This window comes from Robertmurraya kyonggiensis (assembly GCF_005116465.1).
Lineage (GTDB): Bacteria > Bacillota > Bacilli > Bacillales > Cytobacillaceae > Robertmurraya > Robertmurraya kyonggiensis.
The window spans coordinates 40,644-58,497 of record NZ_SWBM01000007.1; the positions used below are offsets into that span (position 1 = coordinate 40,644).

The window sequence follows — 17,854 nt, forward strand, 5'->3', positions numbered from 1 at the left end:
AGATCTTTTATCGTTAAATTACAAATATCGGAAAGGGTGAGTCTATTACAATGAAGTTCTAATCCTATTTTTTTCGAAAACATCAAATTGAACACACATTTTTTACAGCGGCATTGACTGCTTATTTTGTGTTGCAATTTGGTTTTCAGAATAGGATTGGACTTTGTTGTTGGCTCTTTACACCCGCCAGCTTATTTGCTGTATGATCAGCGCCTCCTATTCTGAATGTAGAACTGGAGGCATTTTTTTGTCTCCAAAAACAGAGGAGATGATGTCATGTTGTTATTAGAAGCAAATGAACTTAAGCTTTATATAAAAGACAGATTATTGCTGGATGTAGATAAATTAGAAATTCATAAAGGAGAACGAATCGGTCTCGTCGGAAAAAACGGGACTGGGAAGACCACACTATTAGAGGTCTTAGCTGAAAAAAGAGCAAGTGATAGCGGACGCGTTCATGCGTATGGAACGTATGAACTTTTACCACAGCTCAAACGTACAGATACGACAAAAAGCGGTGGTGAGGTTACACAAGAATATATCACGGGGGCTTTGAACAGAAATCCAGAAATTTTACTAGCCGATGAACCGACCACCCACTTAGACACAGACCATATTGAATGGCTTGAAAAGAAACTGAGCCATTGGCAAGGTGCACTTCTTATTGTTTCCCATGACCGTGCCTTTTTGGATGCACTTTGCACTACCATTTGGGAACTAGCCGATGGCCATATCCGCATATACAAAGGCAATTATTCTGATTATGTGGCGCAAAAAGAGTTGGAACATAAAACGCATGAGGTCGCCTATGAAAAATATGAGAAAAAGAAACGGCAATTGGAAGAGGCGATTATTTTAAAAGAAAAGAAGGCAGCCAGGGCAACGAAAAAGCCTAAGAATGTAAGCACTTCTGAAGCAAGCATTACTGGGGCAAAACCATATTTCGCAAAGAAACAGAAGAAACTTCAAACCGTCGCAAAAGCTCTAGAAACTAGACTTGAAAAGCTTGAAAAGGTGGAAAAAATCAGAGAGACACCTGCCATTCAGATGGATTTGCCCAATGAAGAAGCATTTAGAGGGCGTATTGTGCTTCGTATTGAGAAAGTCTCCGGAGGATTCGATGGACGGTCACTTTGGAATACAGCTAGTTTCGAGGTACGCGGAGGCGATAAACTTGCGATTATTGGCGCAAATGGGAGCGGGAAAACAACGCTTTTAAAGAAAATGATTAATAAGGCTGACGGCATTTCTCTCTCCCCTGCGATGAAATTTGGCTATTTCAGTCAAACGATTGATTTATTGGATACGGAGAAAACGATTTTGGAAAACGTTCAGTCGACCTCTAAACAGACAGAGACTTTTATTCGCATTGTTTTAGCGCGACTGCATTTTTTCCGTGATGATGTGTATAAAAAGGTTTCTGTACTAAGCGGTGGTGAACGAGTTAAAGTGGCTCTAGCGAAATTATTTGTGAGCGACATTAACACATTAATTCTTGATGAGCCTACGAATTTTCTCGATATCGAAGCAGTTGAGGCATTGGAGTCACTTTTACAGGAATACACAGGTACGATTATTTTTGTTTCCCATGACCGACGCTTTGTTAGTAAAATCGCGACGCGAATTTTAGTTATTGAGGATAAGCGATTGCGAGTTTTTGAAGGAACTTATGAGGAATTTCGTAATTTTGTGCCTCAGGTCGAGCGTGATTCTAGAGAAGATCATAGGCTTTTACTAGAGACGAAGATTACAGAAGTGCTGAGTCGACTAAGTATTGATCCGACTCCAGAATTGGAGAAAGAATTTCAGTTACTTCTTGCAGAGAAAAGAAAATTGAATTAGAACGGCAGGGGTTGTCCCCCTGCTGTTTTTATATACTTAGGCAGTCTCTTCTTCTTGCAGCTCTTCTTCCCATTCCTTACACACATCAATCCAATTCTTAGCATAAGAGTATTCCTCTAGTTCTTCACATGTAAGCTCAATCGCCGAATTGGTACTGCCACAGGCTGGGAACAGCGTTTCAAATCGTTTCATCGACACATCAAGATAGACATCTAAGTCGTTCGCGAGCCCAAACGGACAAACGCCACCAATCACATGTCCAGTCTGTTCGACTACCTCCTCCGCTGTCAGCATCCGTGCTTTGTATCCGAAGGTATGACGAAACTTTTTATTATCGATTTTCGCATCCCCTGCTGCCACAACGAGGATCGCCTTGTCATCTTCCCCTCTAAAGGATAAAGTCTTTGCAATACGAGCAGGAATAACGCCAATGGTTTCAGCCGCCATATCCACGGTTGCACTGGATTGTTCAAACACCTGTACATCATTCTCACGATTCCATTTTTTAAAATGAGCCTTCACGCTTTCTAATGACATGTAGAACCCTCCTTTTTGGAAAATAGTAACATCTTTTGCGAAAATGTCAAAAAATTGTTTCTTGTTAAAGCGAGGGTGGTTTCCTAAGATAGAGATATATAGAAAGGAAGTTTGCCTATGAAACCTCGTTTGGAATCGACGGAATTAAAGGTTTACCGAAGTGTAAATGCTCGCATGGAATTAGAAGGAAAGGAGAAACTGCATTATTCATTTTTAGAAAAATGGTTGGAGGGTGAGTTAAAGTTCGATAGTTTACTAGAAAGGCTAGAAGGTGAATACCTTATTTTGAAGGATATCTTACTGGACTATCAGGGCAATTTGTTCCAGATTGACACCTTGATTATTTCAAAGAATACGATTCATATGTTTGAAGTGAAAAATTACGAGGGAGATTATTATGTGGACGCTGACAACTGGTTCTCCACTTCTGGCACCGAAATCAAAAATCCGTTGAGTCAGTTAAAACGTACCGAATCCCTCTTCCGCCGGTATCTTCAATTTTTTCGTTCCCCTTTAAAACTCGAATGCTACCTCGTATTTGTTAATCCAGAATTTACTCTTTTACAGGCGCCACTTAATGAACTGATTATTCTTCCCACCCAGCTAAATCGCTTTTTACGAAATCTCGAATTCCCACGAGCCCCCTTAACCAATACCCCCATTAATCTCGCTAAAAAAATCCTAGCCGACCCTATCGTTGATTCTCCATACAAACGTCTTCCTACCTATGAATATAAGCAATTGGAAAAAGGAATCTGGTGCTGCAGGTGTCGGTCTTTGCGGACGCATGTGGAAGGAAGAAAACTTCTCATTTGTGAATCCTGTGGGGTACAAGAAGAACTTGAGTCTGCTATTTTACGTAGTGTCGAGGAATTCCAGGTTTTGTTCCTAAACAGGAAAATTACAACGAATGCGGTGCAGGATTGGTGTCTTGTGGTGGAATCGCGAAAGGGAATTAGAAGAGTGCTAGATAAGCACTATACTAAGATCGGAAGTAAAAAACATACCTATTTTATTGCGAAGTAAGTCTAATCTACCCGGTCGAGTTTCTATAATATGAAACTCGGCTATTTTTAATTACCTTTTTTGGGTTCTCTAGTACTCTACGGGACATTAGCACCTCTTTTATTTACCTCTTTATTTTTTCTACTGCATTAAGGGCTTTTAGAACCTCTCTTATTTACCTTTTTTAGTCTTTCCACTTCACTAAGGTCCTTTAGAACCTTTTTTATTTACCTTTTTCAGTCTTTCCTCTTCACTAAGGTCCTTTAAAACCTCTCTTATTTACCTTTTTTAGTCTTTCCTCTTCACTAAGGTCCTTTAGTACTTCTCTTATTTACCTTTTATAGTCTTTCCACTGCAATAAGGGCTATTAGATCAATTTGAGAATAAGATTATTTATCAATGTTGTGTATAAAACAAAAAACGCCCTAAATCCACTCTCGGATTCACGACGCTCATCAAATATCCTACATCCAACTCTCCGGTCTCAAAAACACTTCTGTGACAACTGCGATAAAGACGATTACCAGAACAACCGACAATCTTAAGATACCTTTTTTGGATAACCCCTTGTTTGCGGCTGTATCCTTTCTAGTAATAATCGCTGCAGCGATAAATCCCACAATAACTACCGCTAAAGAAAAATAGCCTTCCATCTTCTATTCCCCCCTAAAATATATCTACTGTGATAATAGTTAAAACATCATATAGAACACCATGATTGCAAATTCAAATAGAGCAGACACAACCACTCCCAAATTAACTATCTTTATTATAAACTCCTGCATGCTAAAAAAGAGTGAACTCTATGTGAACAATGAAACATGTCGATTGAGCGAAAGCCCTACCTGTGTGCTATAATTTTCCTCATTAACATCCATACTAAATCTCGAGGTGAAATTGATGTATAAACTGTTGTCCCATAATGATTTGGATGGAGTTGGATGCGGGATTCTAGCGAAGCTAGCTTTCGGTAAAGACGTCCATGTGCGCTACAATTCCATCGCAGGACTAAATCGGGAAGTGGAAAACTTTTTCGAACAAGAAGAGCAAGAAACTTTCCTGTTCATTACGGATCTTTCTGTAAACGAAGAAAATGAAAAAAGAATCGAGGAGTTCCATCGAGCTGGCGGTAAGGTTCAGCTGATTGATCACCATAAGACTTCACTCGCATACAACAATTACGACTGGGGCCATGTTGTTGTCGAGGATACAGCAGGAAAACTGACTTCGGCGACATCTTTGCTCTACGAATATTTGATCGCGCAAGGATTGCTTCATCAGTCTGAAGCAGTAGATGAATTTGTGGAACTCGTTCGCCAATACGATACGTGGGAATGGGAGAAAAACAATAACCAGCACGCACAAAGATTGAATGCCCTTTTTTACCTAATCTCAATTGAAGAGTTTGAGGAAAAAATGCTAGAGCGTCTCAGAACAGATGACCATTTTTATTTTGATGAATTTGAGAAAAGAATTCTCGATATGGAAGAAGAAAAGATTGAACGATACATACGCAGGAAAAGAAGAGAACTTGTTCAAGCTCAAATTAAAGGTCATTTTGCTGGAGTCGTTTACGCCGAATCGTATCATTCCGAGCTTGGTAACGAATTAGGGAAGGAGTATCCGCATCTCGACTATATCGCCATCCTCAATATAGGTGGAAAAAGAATCGGATTTCGCACCATTCATGATCACGTAGATGTGTCTGAAGTGGCAGGTCATTTTGGCGGAGGTGGACACGCAAAAGCTTCTGGTTGCTCGATGACTGAGAAAGCTTACAAGCTTTTTGTGACCGATACCTTTCCTTTGGAAACACTTCATGAGGATGCTAAAAATAATCGCTACAACGTCAAAGATTCTTCCTTCGGGACATTGTATCGAAACCACTCAGACGACCGTTTTCTCATTCGCCCAATTAACCAATCGGAATGGGTCATTGATAAAAACAAACGCAAGCTCGACAAGACCTTTACTAGCTTTGCCGAAGCTGAGAAATTCTTAAAACGAACAGAAGCAGCCTGGCTAGTAAGAGACGACCAATTTGTTAATTACTTAATCGACGAAGTTAAAAAATCAAAATAAGCGACCCTCATCTGAAGGTCGCTCTTTCTATGCTTTTTTCAGCAATAAATACATAAAATAAGGTGCACCAATTAACGCGACCATGATCCCAGCTGGAATTCCATCTGGATCAAGGACATTGCGTCCAATCGTATCTGCCACTAAAAGCAGCAAGCCCCCTAATAAAACCGCAACCGGAACAAAGAGTTGATTTCGCGGACCGACCAAAGATTTTGCAATATGCGGAGCCATTAAACCGATAAACGCAATCGCACCCGTTACAGATACAGCAGCAGCCGCTAATGCCACAGCCGCTATTAGTAATGAGATCCGCTCACGTTCAATTCGAACACCGACCCCAATCGCAACTGGTTCGCTCATCCCTAAGAGATTCAGGCGATTTGCTTTATACAGAGTAAAAGGAATCAAAATCACGAGCCACGGAAGAATTGCCCAGATAAATGGCCAATCGGTCCCCCATATATTCCCGTTCAACCATTTCGCAATAAAATCAACTTTAAATGGATCAACCGATGAAAAGATGATAATCATTACACCTGCAAGAGCCATGGAGAATCCAACACCGATCAACACTAATCGAACGGGCTGAAGTCCATTTTTTCGACTATAGGAAAAGGCGTAAATTGCAACCATCGTTAATAAAGCACTAGCAAAGGCGACTAGTGGAAGAACATAGACAAAGGTGTTGGCATCCACAGGGAAACTCAAGTAAAAAATCGCAACACCTACTCCTGCTCCTGAGTTAATTCCGATGATGCCAGGATCCGCTAAATCGTTACGGGTAATTCCTTGTAAAATGGCGCCCGATAATGCAAGAGCCATTCCCCCTAATAAAGTCACAACAACTCTCGGTAAGCGAATCGAAAACAAAACAAATTCTTCTTTAAATGATCCTTGACCAATAATCGTTGGAATCAGGCGATCATAGGAAAGAGAAGAATATCCTAATCCAATTCCAATCACGATCGTTGCCAAAATTAACAATGCTAAAGCCAACATGATAATCCGTTGTTTTTTTACAAGACTTGGATGAATCATGAGAATGCTCGACCTCCTTTTCGAACGATGAAAAGGAAGAATGGCAAGCCAAGAATGGAAACAATCGCTGCCACAGGCGTTTCATATGGAGCGCTAATAGTCCGACCAAGTGTATCCGCTAAAAGCATGAAGCTTCCGCCCATAATGACGGACATCGGGATAATGAAACGATAATCCGTCCCTACCACCGCTCGCACAATGTGTGGAACCATTAAGCCGATGAAGGCCATGTTTCCAACTAGAGCAACAGCTGCCCCAGCTAATATGACAATGACGATAAACAGAATTGCTTTAATTTGCGTCGTCTTTTGTCCTAACCCAACAGCTACTTCTTCACTTAAACTCAAAATCGTTAATTGTTTCGATAAAATGATAGAAATCAAAACTCCAATAATAATGAATGGAATAATGACTTGAAGCTGTCCCCATGTTGTTCCGACTAATCCACCTGCAGTCCACATAGAAACATCCTTGGATATTTTAAAATAAAGGCCAATGCCTTCAGCAATCGCTGTTAAAAAAGCAGACACAGCTGCTCCAGCTAAGACAATACGGAATGGTGAGAAGCCCCCTTTTTTCATCGAACCAAGGCCTAGCACCATGAGTGTACCAACTCCCGCTCCTACAAAACAGGCAATCATAATCCAAAAGTAGTTCGCTCTAGGGATGAATGCCATCGTAATCGCTAATGCCACATTGGCTCCAGCTGATAATCCTAGCAAGCCAGGGTCAGCTAATGGATTTCGCGTGAGGCCTTGCATAATTGCACCAGCAACTGCCAAAGCGGCTCCTACAAAAATCGCAGCTACTTCACGTGGAAAACGTATTTCACGTAAAATAGAAAGCTTCTCTCCTGATTGATTAGTAGTCAGCGCTAGCCAGACATCCTTTACAGTCGTATCAGCTGCTCCGAACACCACAGATGCAAGGAAAATTCCAATGAAAACGAGGAGCCCTATTAATAACTTATAGGTAAATTGCATGGAAGATTGTTTTTCTTTCGTCATGATCATTTTTCTCCTTAAACATGGGAAAAGGAATTCTTATTTCTAAGAATCCCTTCATTTTTTTCTTACTTACTGTTCATAAAACTATCAATAAAGAAATCTAGCTGGAAGTCTAAAGTAATCGGGTCGTTAAAATAGAATTCTGACGCATCCACTTCAAATACGCGATTATTTTTCACAGCGGGGATATTTTTATAGCTTTCAGTATCCTTGAATGAACTATCTGCTGCTGCATCTGAACTTAAGATTATGTAGTCTCCAGCATATTCTGGGATTACCTCAGCTGATAGAGCATAATAGCCTTCTTTAAGAGCCATTTCTTTTACCTTTTCAGGCATTTTCAGCTTCATTTCTTGATAGAGAATTTCCGTTCCACGACCCCAGTTATCGCCAAAGACATATAGCTCTTTAGCATAGCTTTCCATAACTGAAACGGTAGCGTCTTCACCAATTTTCGCTTTAATTTCTTCTCCTGCCTTCTTAGAGCGCTCTTTGAAATCGTCTACCCAAGCACGAGCTTCATCTTCCTTATTTAATAGTTTCCCAATTTCAATGTACTGCGTTAAGTAATCTACATTTCCATAAGTATATGAAACGGTTGGTGCAATTTCACCTAATTTATCTAAATTCTTGGTTGTAGATGCAGCAATAATTAAATCTGGTTCAAGCTCAATAATTTTTTCTAAGCTTTCATCTGTTACTTCTACTGCATCCTTTATATAAGACTCATAACGTTTATTTGCTTTTGACCATGAATCAACACCAACAATATTTACATCGAGTGCCATTACAAATCCAGAATTAGCTAATGCAACAACTCTTTGTGGATTAGCTGGAACCTCAATTGGTCCATTTTCCGATTCATACGTAATCGTAGTAGGAGCCTTGTCTTCCTCTTTAGCAGTTTCTTTCTCACCATTTGATGCTGATTGATTGCCACAGGCACTAATAACTAGCACTACTAGTAGCATAAAGGGTACTAACAGCTTCTTCATCTTGTTCTTCTCCTCTTAATAAGTTGTAAGTGACACACATTGGTTTGTTTGTGCGTGGATCTCTTCCAATTTCAGCATCTATATGAAAAACTTTTTTCAATACTTCATGGTTAATCACTTCTTCGCAGTTCCCTGCTTTTACAACTTCCCCATCCTTCAAGGCAATCAGATAATCAGCAAATCGAGCTGCTTGATTTAAATCATGAAGAACCATAACGATTGTACGTCCTTGTTCCCTGTTAAGCTTTTGTAACAATTCTAATACTTCTAGTTGATGAGCCATATCAAGATAAGTGGTAGGTTCATCTAGAAAAATAATGTCGGTTTCTTGAGCAAGGGCCATCGCTATCCAGACACGTTGTCTTTGCCCTCCTGATAAAGCATCAACAGGACGATATTTGAAATCGATTGTTCCAGTCACCTCAAGGGCCCAGTCAATCGCCTCATAGTCCTTCTTCGATAACCGACCAAATCCTTTTTGATATGGGAAACGTCCGTAGGATACGAGTTCTCCAACCGTTAAACCGCTTGCACTTTCCGGTGTTTGTGGCAAAATTGCCATTTTCTTGGCAAGTTCTTTTGTATTTTCTTTTGCTATATTTTCTCCATCTAATAAGACGGCTCCAGATTGATGAGGAATGATTCGAGTAATGGCTTTCAAAAGTGTAGATTTTCCACAGCCATTCGGTCCAATAATAGTCGTAATTTTATGATCTGGAATGGCAACACTTAGTTCCTTCACAATAAAACGCTCACCGTATCCGATACTCACATCATTTGTATATAGGCGAACCATCGTCCAACCCCCGTTTTATAAAATCGTAATTGATAATGATTTTCAATGTCATGTGGTAAATATAATTCGATTCAACATTCTTGTCAATATATAATGTTATAAAATTCTCACTAATACTTCATTTTTTTAGTATTGTTCAATTTATGTTCAAAAAATGCCTTCAATTTTATATTGCAGATATATATAATTCCGTTTATAGTTAAATGAGAATGATAATCAATATCTGAGGTGAACGGCATGGATAAACAAGAATTATTTGATGTAACCATTGTTGGAGGCGGACCCGCTGGTCTTTATTCCGCATTTTATAGTGGTCTTCGCGAAATGAAAACAAAGATCATTGAGTTTCAGCCACAGCTTGGTGGAAAGCTTCATGTTTATCCTGAAAAAATGATTTGGGATGTTGGCGGAATGACACCTGCTCCTTGTGCTCAGTTAATTGAGAATCTAGTCAAGCAAGGTCTTACATTTAATCCAACTGTTGTTCTCAATGAAAAAGTAGAATCGGTTACACGCAACGAAGAAGGAATCTTTGTTATCCAAGGTTCTTCTGGTCAAATTCATTACTCTAAAACAATCATCATGGCAGTAGGTAGCGGCATTTTAAACCCTCAAAAGATTAATATTGCGGGTGCAGAGCGTTTCGAAGTCTCTAACTTACATTACACGGTAAAAGCGTTGCAACAATTCAAAGATAAAACCATTATGATCTCAGGTGGCGGAAATACAGCGATCGATTGGGCTAATGAATTAGAGCCAATCGCGAAAAAGGTTTATTTAACTTATCGAAAAGATAATTTATCTGCCCATGAAGCACAAGTAACACAATTATTAAATAGTACTGTGACGTGTCACTTTAATTCAGGTATCACTCAGCTTATTGCCGGTGAAAATCATGAAGAAATTGAGCAGGTTGAACTTACAAACCACGAAACCGGTGAAGTATCTTACATATCCGTTGATGATGTCATTATCAACCACGGCTATGAGCGCGAGTCTTCCTTATTAAATAACAGTGAATTGAATTTTGAGTTGGTCGATGATTTCTATATTTCAACAACACCAACTGGTGATTCTTCAATTCCAGGACTTTACGCTGCAGGAGACATTGTTTCTTATGAAGGTAAAGTTCAGTTAATCGCAGGTGCGTTCCAGGATGCCGTCAATGCCGTTAACAAAGCTAAGCAATTTATCCAGCCTGATGCTACTAAAAGTGCAATGGTTTCCTCTCATAATGATCTATTTAAAAAGAAGAATCGTGAGCTTGTTAAGCAAATGGTCGGTCGTTAATATGAATAGTAGAAATGCGTTAGCCAAAAGGTTAACGCATTTTTTTATGGGCTAGAAGTGTTAGGCTTTTTGACAACTTTTCTTTGAAACGAAAGCGTTCGATCGAGAAAACACTTATGTACTGATGGTATAATGGAAAATATTAATACATATAGGGGGGAATGTCATCTTGAATGATGTAACAATGCAACAACATCTCGATAATCAATTTGCTCATCGACGACTAACAAAAGCACAGGTTGCCAAAAGAACATTTTTTATCATCCTTGGTGCCGTCTTAATGGCCGTTGGGATTGAAATTTTCTTGGTGCCAAATACCATTATGGATGGTGGCATCGTAGGGATATCCATTATCCTCTCTCATTTGACAGGCGTTAAGCTTGGACTATTCTTATTCTTCTTAAACGTTCCTTTTTTCTACATAGGCTACAAACAAATAGGGAAAACATTTGCCCTATCCACGATTTTAGGAATTACCGTCATGTCCATCACCACTGCTTACTTACATCACGTTCCAGCTTTCACAGAAGATATGCTACTCGCCACTGTATTTGGTGGAATCATTTTAGGAGCGGGAGTCGGTTTAGTCATCCGCTATGGCGGAAGCTTAGATGGAACTGAGATTCTTGCTATCCTTCTTAACAAAAAAATGCCCTTCTCTGTTGGCGAATTCATCATGTTCGTTAATATTTTTATTTTTGCTTGGGGCGGATTTGTCTTCGGATGGGATAGAGCAATGTATTCAGTCCTTGCTTATGCCATTACCTTTAAAACGATCGACATCGTCATCGAAGGGCTCGACCAATCGAAATCAGCGTGGATTATTAGTGATCAATATACCGAAATTGGCGACGCCATCCTTGCCCGTCTTGGTCGTGGTGTAACTTATCTTACTGGAGAAGGCGCATACACAGGTGATGATAAAAAGGTCATCTTTTGTGTCATCACAAGACTTGAAGAGGCAAAATTAAAATTGATTGTTGAAGCCGTCGATCCTTCCGCCTTTTTAGCAGTTGCAGATATTGCTGAGGTGCGTGGAGGCAGATTTAAGAAAAAAGATATCCATTAGAATTTTCAGTCAAAATTTTAGCGTTTTTTTACATTCCTGTGCATAATAGAATTTGTACGATAAAAACACACAGGAGGGACATACCATGCCAATAAGTTTACAGGATACTACTACACTACATAACGGAGTAAAGATGCCATGGTTTGGCCTTGGCGTATTCAAGGTAAAAGAAGGCTCTGAGGTAGTCGAGTCTGTTAAAGCCGCCATCAAAAATGGTTATAAAAGCATTGATACGGCTGCCATCTATCAAAACGAAGAGGGCGTTGGCCAAGGGATTCGTGAGTCTGGTGTACCAAGAGAAGAATTGTTTGTAACCTCTAAGGTTTGGAATTCGGATCAAGGCTATGAATCCACTCTTCAAGCATTTGAAACAAGCCTTCAAAAATTAGGTTTAGACTATTTGGATCTTTATTTAATTCATTGGCCAGGCCAAGACAAAGAGCGTTTCAAGGCAACTTGGAAAGCACTTGAAAAGCTTTATAAGGATGGACGTGTGCGTGCAATTGGCGTAAGTAATTTTCATGTCCACCATTTAGAAGATTTACTTGAAGATGCAGAGGTTAAACCAATGGTAAATCAGGTGGAATACCATCCTCATTTAGCTCAACTAGAACTGAGAAGCTTCTGTAAGAAGGAAGGTATCCAGCTTGAAGCATGGTCACCACTAAAGCAAGGTGAATTATTGGACGACCCAACCATCAATGAAATCGCACAAAAATATGGAAAGTCCGCTGCTCAAGTGATCTTACGATGGGATTTACAAAACGAAGTCGTGACCATTCCAAAATCCATTAAGGAGCAACGCATTATTGAAAATGCAGATATCTTTGATTTCGAGCTCTCTCACGAGGATATGGAAAAAATCAACGCTCTCAATAAAGATGAACGAGTTGGATCTGACCCTGAAATAATGAATGCTGGGTTTTAAATATTTTGATTGAATCATAAGACGAAGCCATCCAAAAACGTTAGGTTACTACGCTTTTTGGATGGCTTTATCTTTGGTTTTTTAGAGAAGATGTGCTTGTTGTAATGTCATACGAACATAGTTCGTGTTTTATAGGAATAGTTGTCTTCATGAGGGTGGCATGCGGACTCTATTTTCGGGGCTGCTATAATCAGTGTCTTCATGCACGCTTCATGCGGACTCTATTCTCCGGGTTGCTATAATCAGTGTCTTCATGAGCGCTTCATGCGGACTCTATTCTCCGGGTTGCTATAATCAGTGTCTTCATGAGCGCTTCATGCGGACTCTATTCTCGGGGCTGCTATAATCAGTGTCTTCATGAGCGCTTCATGCGGACTCTATTCTCCGGGTTGCTATAATCAGTGTCTTCATGAGCGCTTCATGCGGACTCTATTCTCGGGGCTGCTATAATCAGTATCTTCATGCACGCTTCATGCGGACTCTATTCTCCGGGTTGCTATAATCAGTGTCTTCATGAGCGCTTCATGCGGACTCTATTCTCCGGGTTGCTATAATCAGTGTCTTCATGAGCGCTTCATGCGGACTCTATTCTCCGGGTTGCTATAATCAGTGTCTTCATGCACTCTCAATGTGGACTTTGTTCAACAGATTTCCCCAATTAGTGTCTTCATAAACGGCTCACATTCGAAAATCGTTCTAAAAAATCTACTATTTCATCCGCATTCAAAAAGAAAACCATTTAGATGTCATTCATCCAAATGGTTTTCTCATTTCAGCTAAACTACTTAATAAATTTTTACACCCATTGCACGATATCTTCCATCTTCTTTCGCGTTTTTGGACGAGGGTCTCTTGCACGATAGCCAAATGCAGCCATTACCGAAATGGCTAAATGACCATCTTCAGTTAGTCCTTCTTCCTCCAAAATCGCTTGAACTTTTTTAACATCAAAACCTTCAATCGGACAAGAATCAATTCCGATTTGAGCCGCTACCATCATCATATTTGCAAGCGGGATGTATGTTTGCTTACTCGCCCAGTCGAACATCGTTCTTTCGCTTTCAAGCAAATTCAGATCATCCTCCTGAAAGGCTTTGTAACGAACAAGCACTTGTTCAAAAATCTCTTTCGGAAACTGCTTCACATTCAGCATTTGATTCTTAACATATTCACTATCGTATTTGGTATCCTTGATTGTTCTTGCAAGGATAAGTACAAAATGACTTGCAGTTGGTAATTGTCCTCGAGCACCCCACGAAACCTCTCGAAGCTTTTCTCTTAACTCCATATTTTGTACAATCAAAAACTTCCATGGCTCATAGCCAACAGAGCTCGGAGACAGTCGAGCCGCTTCTAATATAAACTGAAAATCCTCATCAGATATCTTCTTATTTGGATCAAATTCTTTCGTTGCATGTCTAAACTGTAATGCTTCTAAAATCGATTGCTTTGTCATTTCAATATTGCTCAATTTTTGACACTCCTTCTAGCTGATTCATACTCAGAAGTTTGGATTATTACGCTTAAAGTTATACCGCGCTTTTTTGGTTCCTTCATCTAACTCGTCTCTAGAAGCTCGAAGCCTATTTTTCGAACCACCATATCCGATTTCTTCATTACCGTTCTCTAATCCCTTGAAAATTTCATCGGTAAAATCATTCACATGTATTAGCCACCTCAATATAGGTTTACTTTTACCATCCACAGATATCCTAAATTCCTGCTAGCAGCTGCTATCTTTTTGCTATCATTTTGCTAGCAGTTTGCTATCAAGTTGCTAGCGTCTGCTAGCATTGTTTTTCTCAATGTACTCCCACAGCATATACAACATTTCACGATATGGAGCTAAGGGTTCATGAGATTGCGATAACGTCCTCCAGACACTTTCAATTAGTTGTAATCGTGGAGACTCATTCTTCATTTCTGCTAAAAGAAACTCTAGTAATTCAACCTTATCTTTCATCTTCGGATTCTGAATGAGCTTTTCGATTAGTTTCTTCAATTGAGGAGACAGTTCATTCTCCCCTCTTTCCAACCGCTCAAACGGGAATAAAACGGTACTCGATTGTTCTTGGTGCTGTATGATTAACCTTACTTGCTGCAAGGCATAGCGAATAATATCTTCGAGCGAATGGTTTTTTTGTGAAGTAAGTTTGGTAACTTGGAAAGAGTGTTGAAGAATTCCCAAAAAGATGACAGCCTGATCAAAAGCAATCTCTCTTAAGTCATCTCCGTATAAATCCATCAAACGGCCTGCGACCCATTGAACCTCGCTCAAGTGTTGTTGGAACATAAATTCCCTCAGCTCTGGATCACTCATAAAGGAAGTCGTTGAAAAAAGAGCCATCAAATTATGTTTTTTATCTGTTTTTAACCGAATGGTAACTTGCTCAATAAAGAGCTCTTCATCGTCTGCCCTTCTCCCAAGAGACATTTCCTTTCGTTGCTGCTCACTTTCTTCCTTTGCATACTCCAAAATCGCGATCAAGCACTCATTTTTCGAAATGAAATAATTGTAAAAAGTACCCTTTGCAATTTTCACTTCATCTAAAATATCTTGAATGGAGGTATGGACAAAGCCTTTTTCAATAAAAAGACGATGGGCTCCCTCAATGATTTGCTTCTTCTTTTTATTCATAATTCCTCCAGCTAGACCACTAGTATAAAAATTGATTACAGATTTAAATTATTGTTAATAATCTCAATTATAGACTAGTAGGAAAAAGATTGTATATTGTAGACTTCAAGTATAATATGGAAAAGTGATTCTAATATAAAGAAAGTAGGAATGATATAGATGGTAGAAAAACAAGAACAAAAACCACCTTATGGCATGATTGCCATCCTTTTTATCGGTGCCTTTGTTGCCATTCTCAATGAAACGTTATTGAATATTGCTCTTCCAACGATCATGGTAGAGTTTGAGGTGGACGCAACTTCCGTACAATGGTTAACAAACGGATACATGCTTATCAACGGAATTCTAATTCCCGCAAGTGCCTTCTTTATTCAAAGATTTAAGAATAAGAGTCTTTTCTTAACAGCTATGGCCTTATTTACAGTTGGTACATTGTTGGCAAGTCTTGCTCCAAACTTTAATGTTTTACTTCTTGCTCGCTTGATTCAAGCGGCTGGGTCAGCCGTTATGATGCCATTATTAATGAATGTCATGCTTACAGCATTTCCGATTGAAAAAAGAGGAGCTGCAATGGGGATATTTGGCCTTGTAATGGTCGTTGCCCCTGCAATAGGACCAACACTTTCAGGTTGGATCATAGAGCATTACAGCTGGAGAACACTTTTTACTATCGTTCTTCCATTTGCCGTTCTTACATTATTACTCGGTATTTTCAAATTAAAAAATCTTACACCTCAGCGTGCCATCAAATTAGATATACTGTCTCTAATATTATCTAGCTTAGCTTTCGGAGGATTGCTCTATGGGTTTAGTTCAGCAGGAGACAAAGGCTGGGATAGTCCAGAGGTTTATGGCACGATTTTTGTTGGTGTCATTAGTTTAGTGGCATTAATCTTACGCCAGTTGCGTATGGATGACCCGATGCTAGAGTTTCGCATTTTCAAATACCCCATGTTTGCTTTATCTTCTGCGATTTCGATCGTGATTTCGATCGCGATGTTTTCATCGATGATCTTAATTCCAATCTACATCCAAACGATTCGAGGAATTTCACCGTTTGAATCTGGATTGCTAATGCTACCGGGAGCGCTTGTAATGGGAATCATGTCTCCCATTACCGGAAAGCTATTTGATAAATACGGTGCAAGAATCTTAGCTGTTATTGGACTGACAATTGTTGTTGCAACAACTTTCTATTTTACGCAACTTGATATGGAAACTTCTTATACAACGATTATGATCTTATTCGCTATCCGCTTCTTCGGTATGTCGATGACAATGATGCCTGTTATGACAAACGGATTAAATCAGTTACCGATGAAGGATAATCCTCATGGAACTGCATTGAATAATACGTTACAACAAGTATCTGGAGCAATCGGTTCTGCCCTTCTGATTACGATTATGAATAATCGTACGGAGTCGAAAGCGAAGGAATTAGCAGCTGATGCTATGGCTAAGATGGATCCGTCAGCCGTCCCTAATGAGCATGCAGCGGCTCAAATGCAAACAGAGATCTTAAATCAAGCAATGCTAAACGGAATTAATTACTCTTTCTTAATCTCAGCATTCATCGCTCTCTTAGCTTTAGTATTAGCTTTTTTCATCAAGCGTGCTCTACCTGCAAAGGAAGAAACGAAATCAGAAGCATAAAAAATAGGAGCACATCCAAATGGGTGTGCTCCTATTTTCATACTTAAGCATTTAATAAACTTTCAGCCTTATACTCTTCCATCTTTTCGCTTAACCATGTTGAATATTCTGTCTGAGCTTTCGTATCGAAAATAGCATCTTTAACTTCATCTTTTACATCTTCGTAGACAGCATCTTTTGCTTCCTTCTTATCGACTACTTTAATAATGTGATAGCCATGTTCACTTTTTACCGGTTCACTAATCTCACCAATTTCCATAGAGAATGCAGCCTCTTCAAATTCAGCTACCATTTCTCCTTTACCAAAATAGCCAAGGTCTCCACCTGATTCACTTGAAGAATCTGTTGAATACTCCTTCGCTAAGTCAGCAAAATCTTCGCCCGCATCAAGCTTTTCTTTGACTTCCTTAGCAGTTTCCTCATCTTCTACTAAAATGTGACTAGCTTGTACCTGCTCAGCTTGAGCATATTGTGCCTTATTTTCTTCAAAATAAGTTTTCATTTCTTCGTCTGTAATTTCAATTCTATCTTCTAACAATTTGTTTGTCGCGACATTTCTCTTAATATCTTCTTTAACATCTGCCAATTTCACACCACTAGACTCAAGAACACTATTAAACGCTTCTTCCCCACCGTAGTATTCTTGGTACTCTGCTAATTCTTTTTCAATTTCTTTATCCGTTACCTTGATGTCGTTCTTTTTAATTTCTTTTTCCACAATCTTTTGAGCAAGTAATGAATTCACACCATCCGCGCCATATTGAGTAACGAGTAATTCATGAAGCTCGTCCATCCCAATTTTTTCTCCATCGATAGTTGCCGCATATCCTTCTTTATTTAAAGAAAAGACTAAAGCTCCTATTAAAAGAATAATGACGAGCCCCATCGATCCTATAATCCAAAACAGTTTATTTTTTGCCATATCAATTCCCCTTTATCGATAATCTAGGTTATTTCTTAACTATACAGCGTAA

The 17,854-nt window shown here is 39.4% G+C and carries 17 protein-coding genes; 7 read left to right on the plus strand and 10 right to left on the minus strand.

Going from position 1 to position 17,854, the window contains the following annotated elements:
• Window positions 1–276: 276 nt before the first annotated feature.
• Entirely contained in the window at window positions 277–1,842 is a 1,566-nt protein-coding gene (locus FA727_RS20430) for a Vga family ABC-F type ribosomal protection protein (RefSeq protein WP_136833348.1), read from the plus strand.
• A 36-nt stretch (window positions 1,843–1,878) separates the two neighbouring features.
• Here FA727_RS20430 and FA727_RS20435 read toward each other — a convergent pair whose 3' ends face one another.
• Window positions 1,879–2,379, minus strand: a complete 501-nt coding sequence (locus FA727_RS20435) for a YbaK/EbsC family protein (protein ID WP_136833349.1) — start codon at window positions 2,377–2,379, stop codon at window positions 1,879–1,881.
• A gap of 117 nt (window positions 2,380–2,496) precedes the next feature.
• On the opposite strand from FA727_RS20435, the gene FA727_RS20440 reads away from it, so the two are divergent.
• Entirely contained in the window at window positions 2,497–3,405 is a 909-nt protein-coding gene (locus tag FA727_RS20440; protein WP_136833350.1) for a nuclease-related domain-containing protein, read from the plus strand.
• 443 nt (window positions 3,406–3,848) lie between these two features.
• Here the strand turns inward: FA727_RS20440 and FA727_RS20445 are convergent, their stop codons facing one another.
• Window positions 3,849–4,037: a hypothetical protein gene (locus FA727_RS20445; RefSeq protein WP_136833351.1), complete on the minus strand. Its 189-nt coding sequence runs from the start codon at window positions 4,035–4,037 to the stop codon at window positions 3,849–3,851.
• Between the two features lie 247 nt (window positions 4,038–4,284).
• Between FA727_RS20445 and FA727_RS20450 the strand changes: the two genes are divergently transcribed.
• Window positions 4,285–5,466 (plus strand): DHH family phosphoesterase, encoded by a 1,182-nt coding sequence (locus FA727_RS20450; RefSeq protein ID WP_136833352.1) that lies wholly within the window; start codon window positions 4,285–4,287, stop codon window positions 5,464–5,466.
• A 27-nt stretch (window positions 5,467–5,493) separates the two neighbouring features.
• On the opposite strand, the gene FA727_RS20455 is transcribed toward FA727_RS20450, so the two are convergent.
• From FA727_RS20455 to FA727_RS20470, 4 genes are all read right to left on the minus strand, one after another.
• Complete coding sequence (locus tag FA727_RS20455) at window positions 5,494–6,504, minus strand: FecCD family ABC transporter permease (protein WP_136833353.1); 1,011 nt, start codon at window positions 6,502–6,504, stop codon at window positions 5,494–5,496.
• Window positions 6,501–7,511, minus strand: coding sequence for a FecCD family ABC transporter permease (locus FA727_RS20460; protein WP_136833354.1), 1,011 nt, complete (start codon window positions 7,509–7,511; stop codon window positions 6,501–6,503). The genes FA727_RS20455 and FA727_RS20460 overlap by 4 nt, the downstream gene beginning before the upstream one ends.
• Window positions 7,512–7,576: 65 nt before the next feature.
• Complete coding sequence (locus FA727_RS20465; protein ID WP_136833355.1) at window positions 7,577–8,506, minus strand: iron-hydroxamate ABC transporter substrate-binding protein; 930 nt, start codon at window positions 8,504–8,506, stop codon at window positions 7,577–7,579.
• Window positions 8,457–9,302, minus strand: a complete 846-nt coding sequence (locus tag FA727_RS20470; protein WP_136833356.1) for an ABC transporter ATP-binding protein — start codon at window positions 9,300–9,302, stop codon at window positions 8,457–8,459. The genes FA727_RS20465 and FA727_RS20470 overlap by 50 nt, the downstream gene beginning before the upstream one ends.
• Window positions 9,303–9,539: 237 nt before the next feature.
• Here FA727_RS20470 and FA727_RS20475 point away from each other — a divergent pair, with 237 nt between their 5' ends.
• From FA727_RS20475 to pgoN, 3 genes are all read left to right on the plus strand, one after another.
• Window positions 9,540–10,592 carry an NAD(P)/FAD-dependent oxidoreductase gene (locus FA727_RS20475; RefSeq protein ID WP_136833357.1) on the plus strand — a complete coding sequence of 351 codons (1,053 nt, stop codon included), beginning with the start codon at window positions 9,540–9,542 and terminating at the stop codon, window positions 10,590–10,592.
• 184 nt (window positions 10,593–10,776) lie between these two features.
• Entirely contained in the window at window positions 10,777–11,661 is an 885-nt protein-coding gene (locus tag FA727_RS20480; protein ID WP_126410069.1) for a YitT family protein, read from the plus strand.
• Window positions 11,662–11,746: 85 nt separating this feature from the next.
• On the plus strand, window positions 11,747–12,589 hold the full coding sequence (pgoN, locus tag FA727_RS20485; protein WP_136833358.1) for a glyoxal/methylglyoxal reductase: 843 nt from the start codon (window positions 11,747–11,749) through the stop codon (window positions 12,587–12,589).
• 796 nt (window positions 12,590–13,385) lie between these two features.
• Here pgoN and FA727_RS20490 read toward each other — a convergent pair.
• The 3 genes from FA727_RS20490 to FA727_RS20495 all read right to left on the minus strand — a co-directional run bounded on the left by FA727_RS20490 (window position 13,386) and on the right by FA727_RS20495 (window position 15,227).
• On the minus strand, window positions 13,386–14,045 hold the full coding sequence (locus FA727_RS20490; RefSeq protein WP_136833438.1) for an NAD(P)H-dependent oxidoreductase: 660 nt from the start codon (window positions 14,043–14,045) through the stop codon (window positions 13,386–13,388).
• Between the two features lie 45 nt (window positions 14,046–14,090).
• Complete coding sequence (locus FA727_RS24190) at window positions 14,091–14,252, minus strand: hypothetical protein (RefSeq protein ID WP_158318937.1); 162 nt, start codon at window positions 14,250–14,252, stop codon at window positions 14,091–14,093.
• Window positions 14,253–14,366: 114 nt separating this feature from the next.
• Entirely contained in the window at window positions 14,367–15,227 is an 861-nt protein-coding gene (locus tag FA727_RS20495) for a TetR/AcrR family transcriptional regulator (protein WP_136833359.1), read from the minus strand.
• A 159-nt stretch (window positions 15,228–15,386) separates the two neighbouring features.
• Here FA727_RS20495 and FA727_RS20500 point away from each other — a divergent pair, with 159 nt between their 5' ends.
• Window positions 15,387–16,880 (plus strand): DHA2 family efflux MFS transporter permease subunit, encoded by a 1,494-nt coding sequence (locus FA727_RS20500; protein WP_136833360.1) that lies wholly within the window; start codon window positions 15,387–15,389, stop codon window positions 16,878–16,880.
• A gap of 43 nt (window positions 16,881–16,923) precedes the next feature.
• Here the strand turns inward: FA727_RS20500 and FA727_RS20505 are convergent, their stop codons facing one another.
• Complete coding sequence (locus FA727_RS20505; protein WP_136833361.1) at window positions 16,924–17,802, minus strand: peptidylprolyl isomerase; 879 nt, start codon at window positions 17,800–17,802, stop codon at window positions 16,924–16,926.
• Window positions 17,803–17,854: the final 52 nt, after the last annotated feature.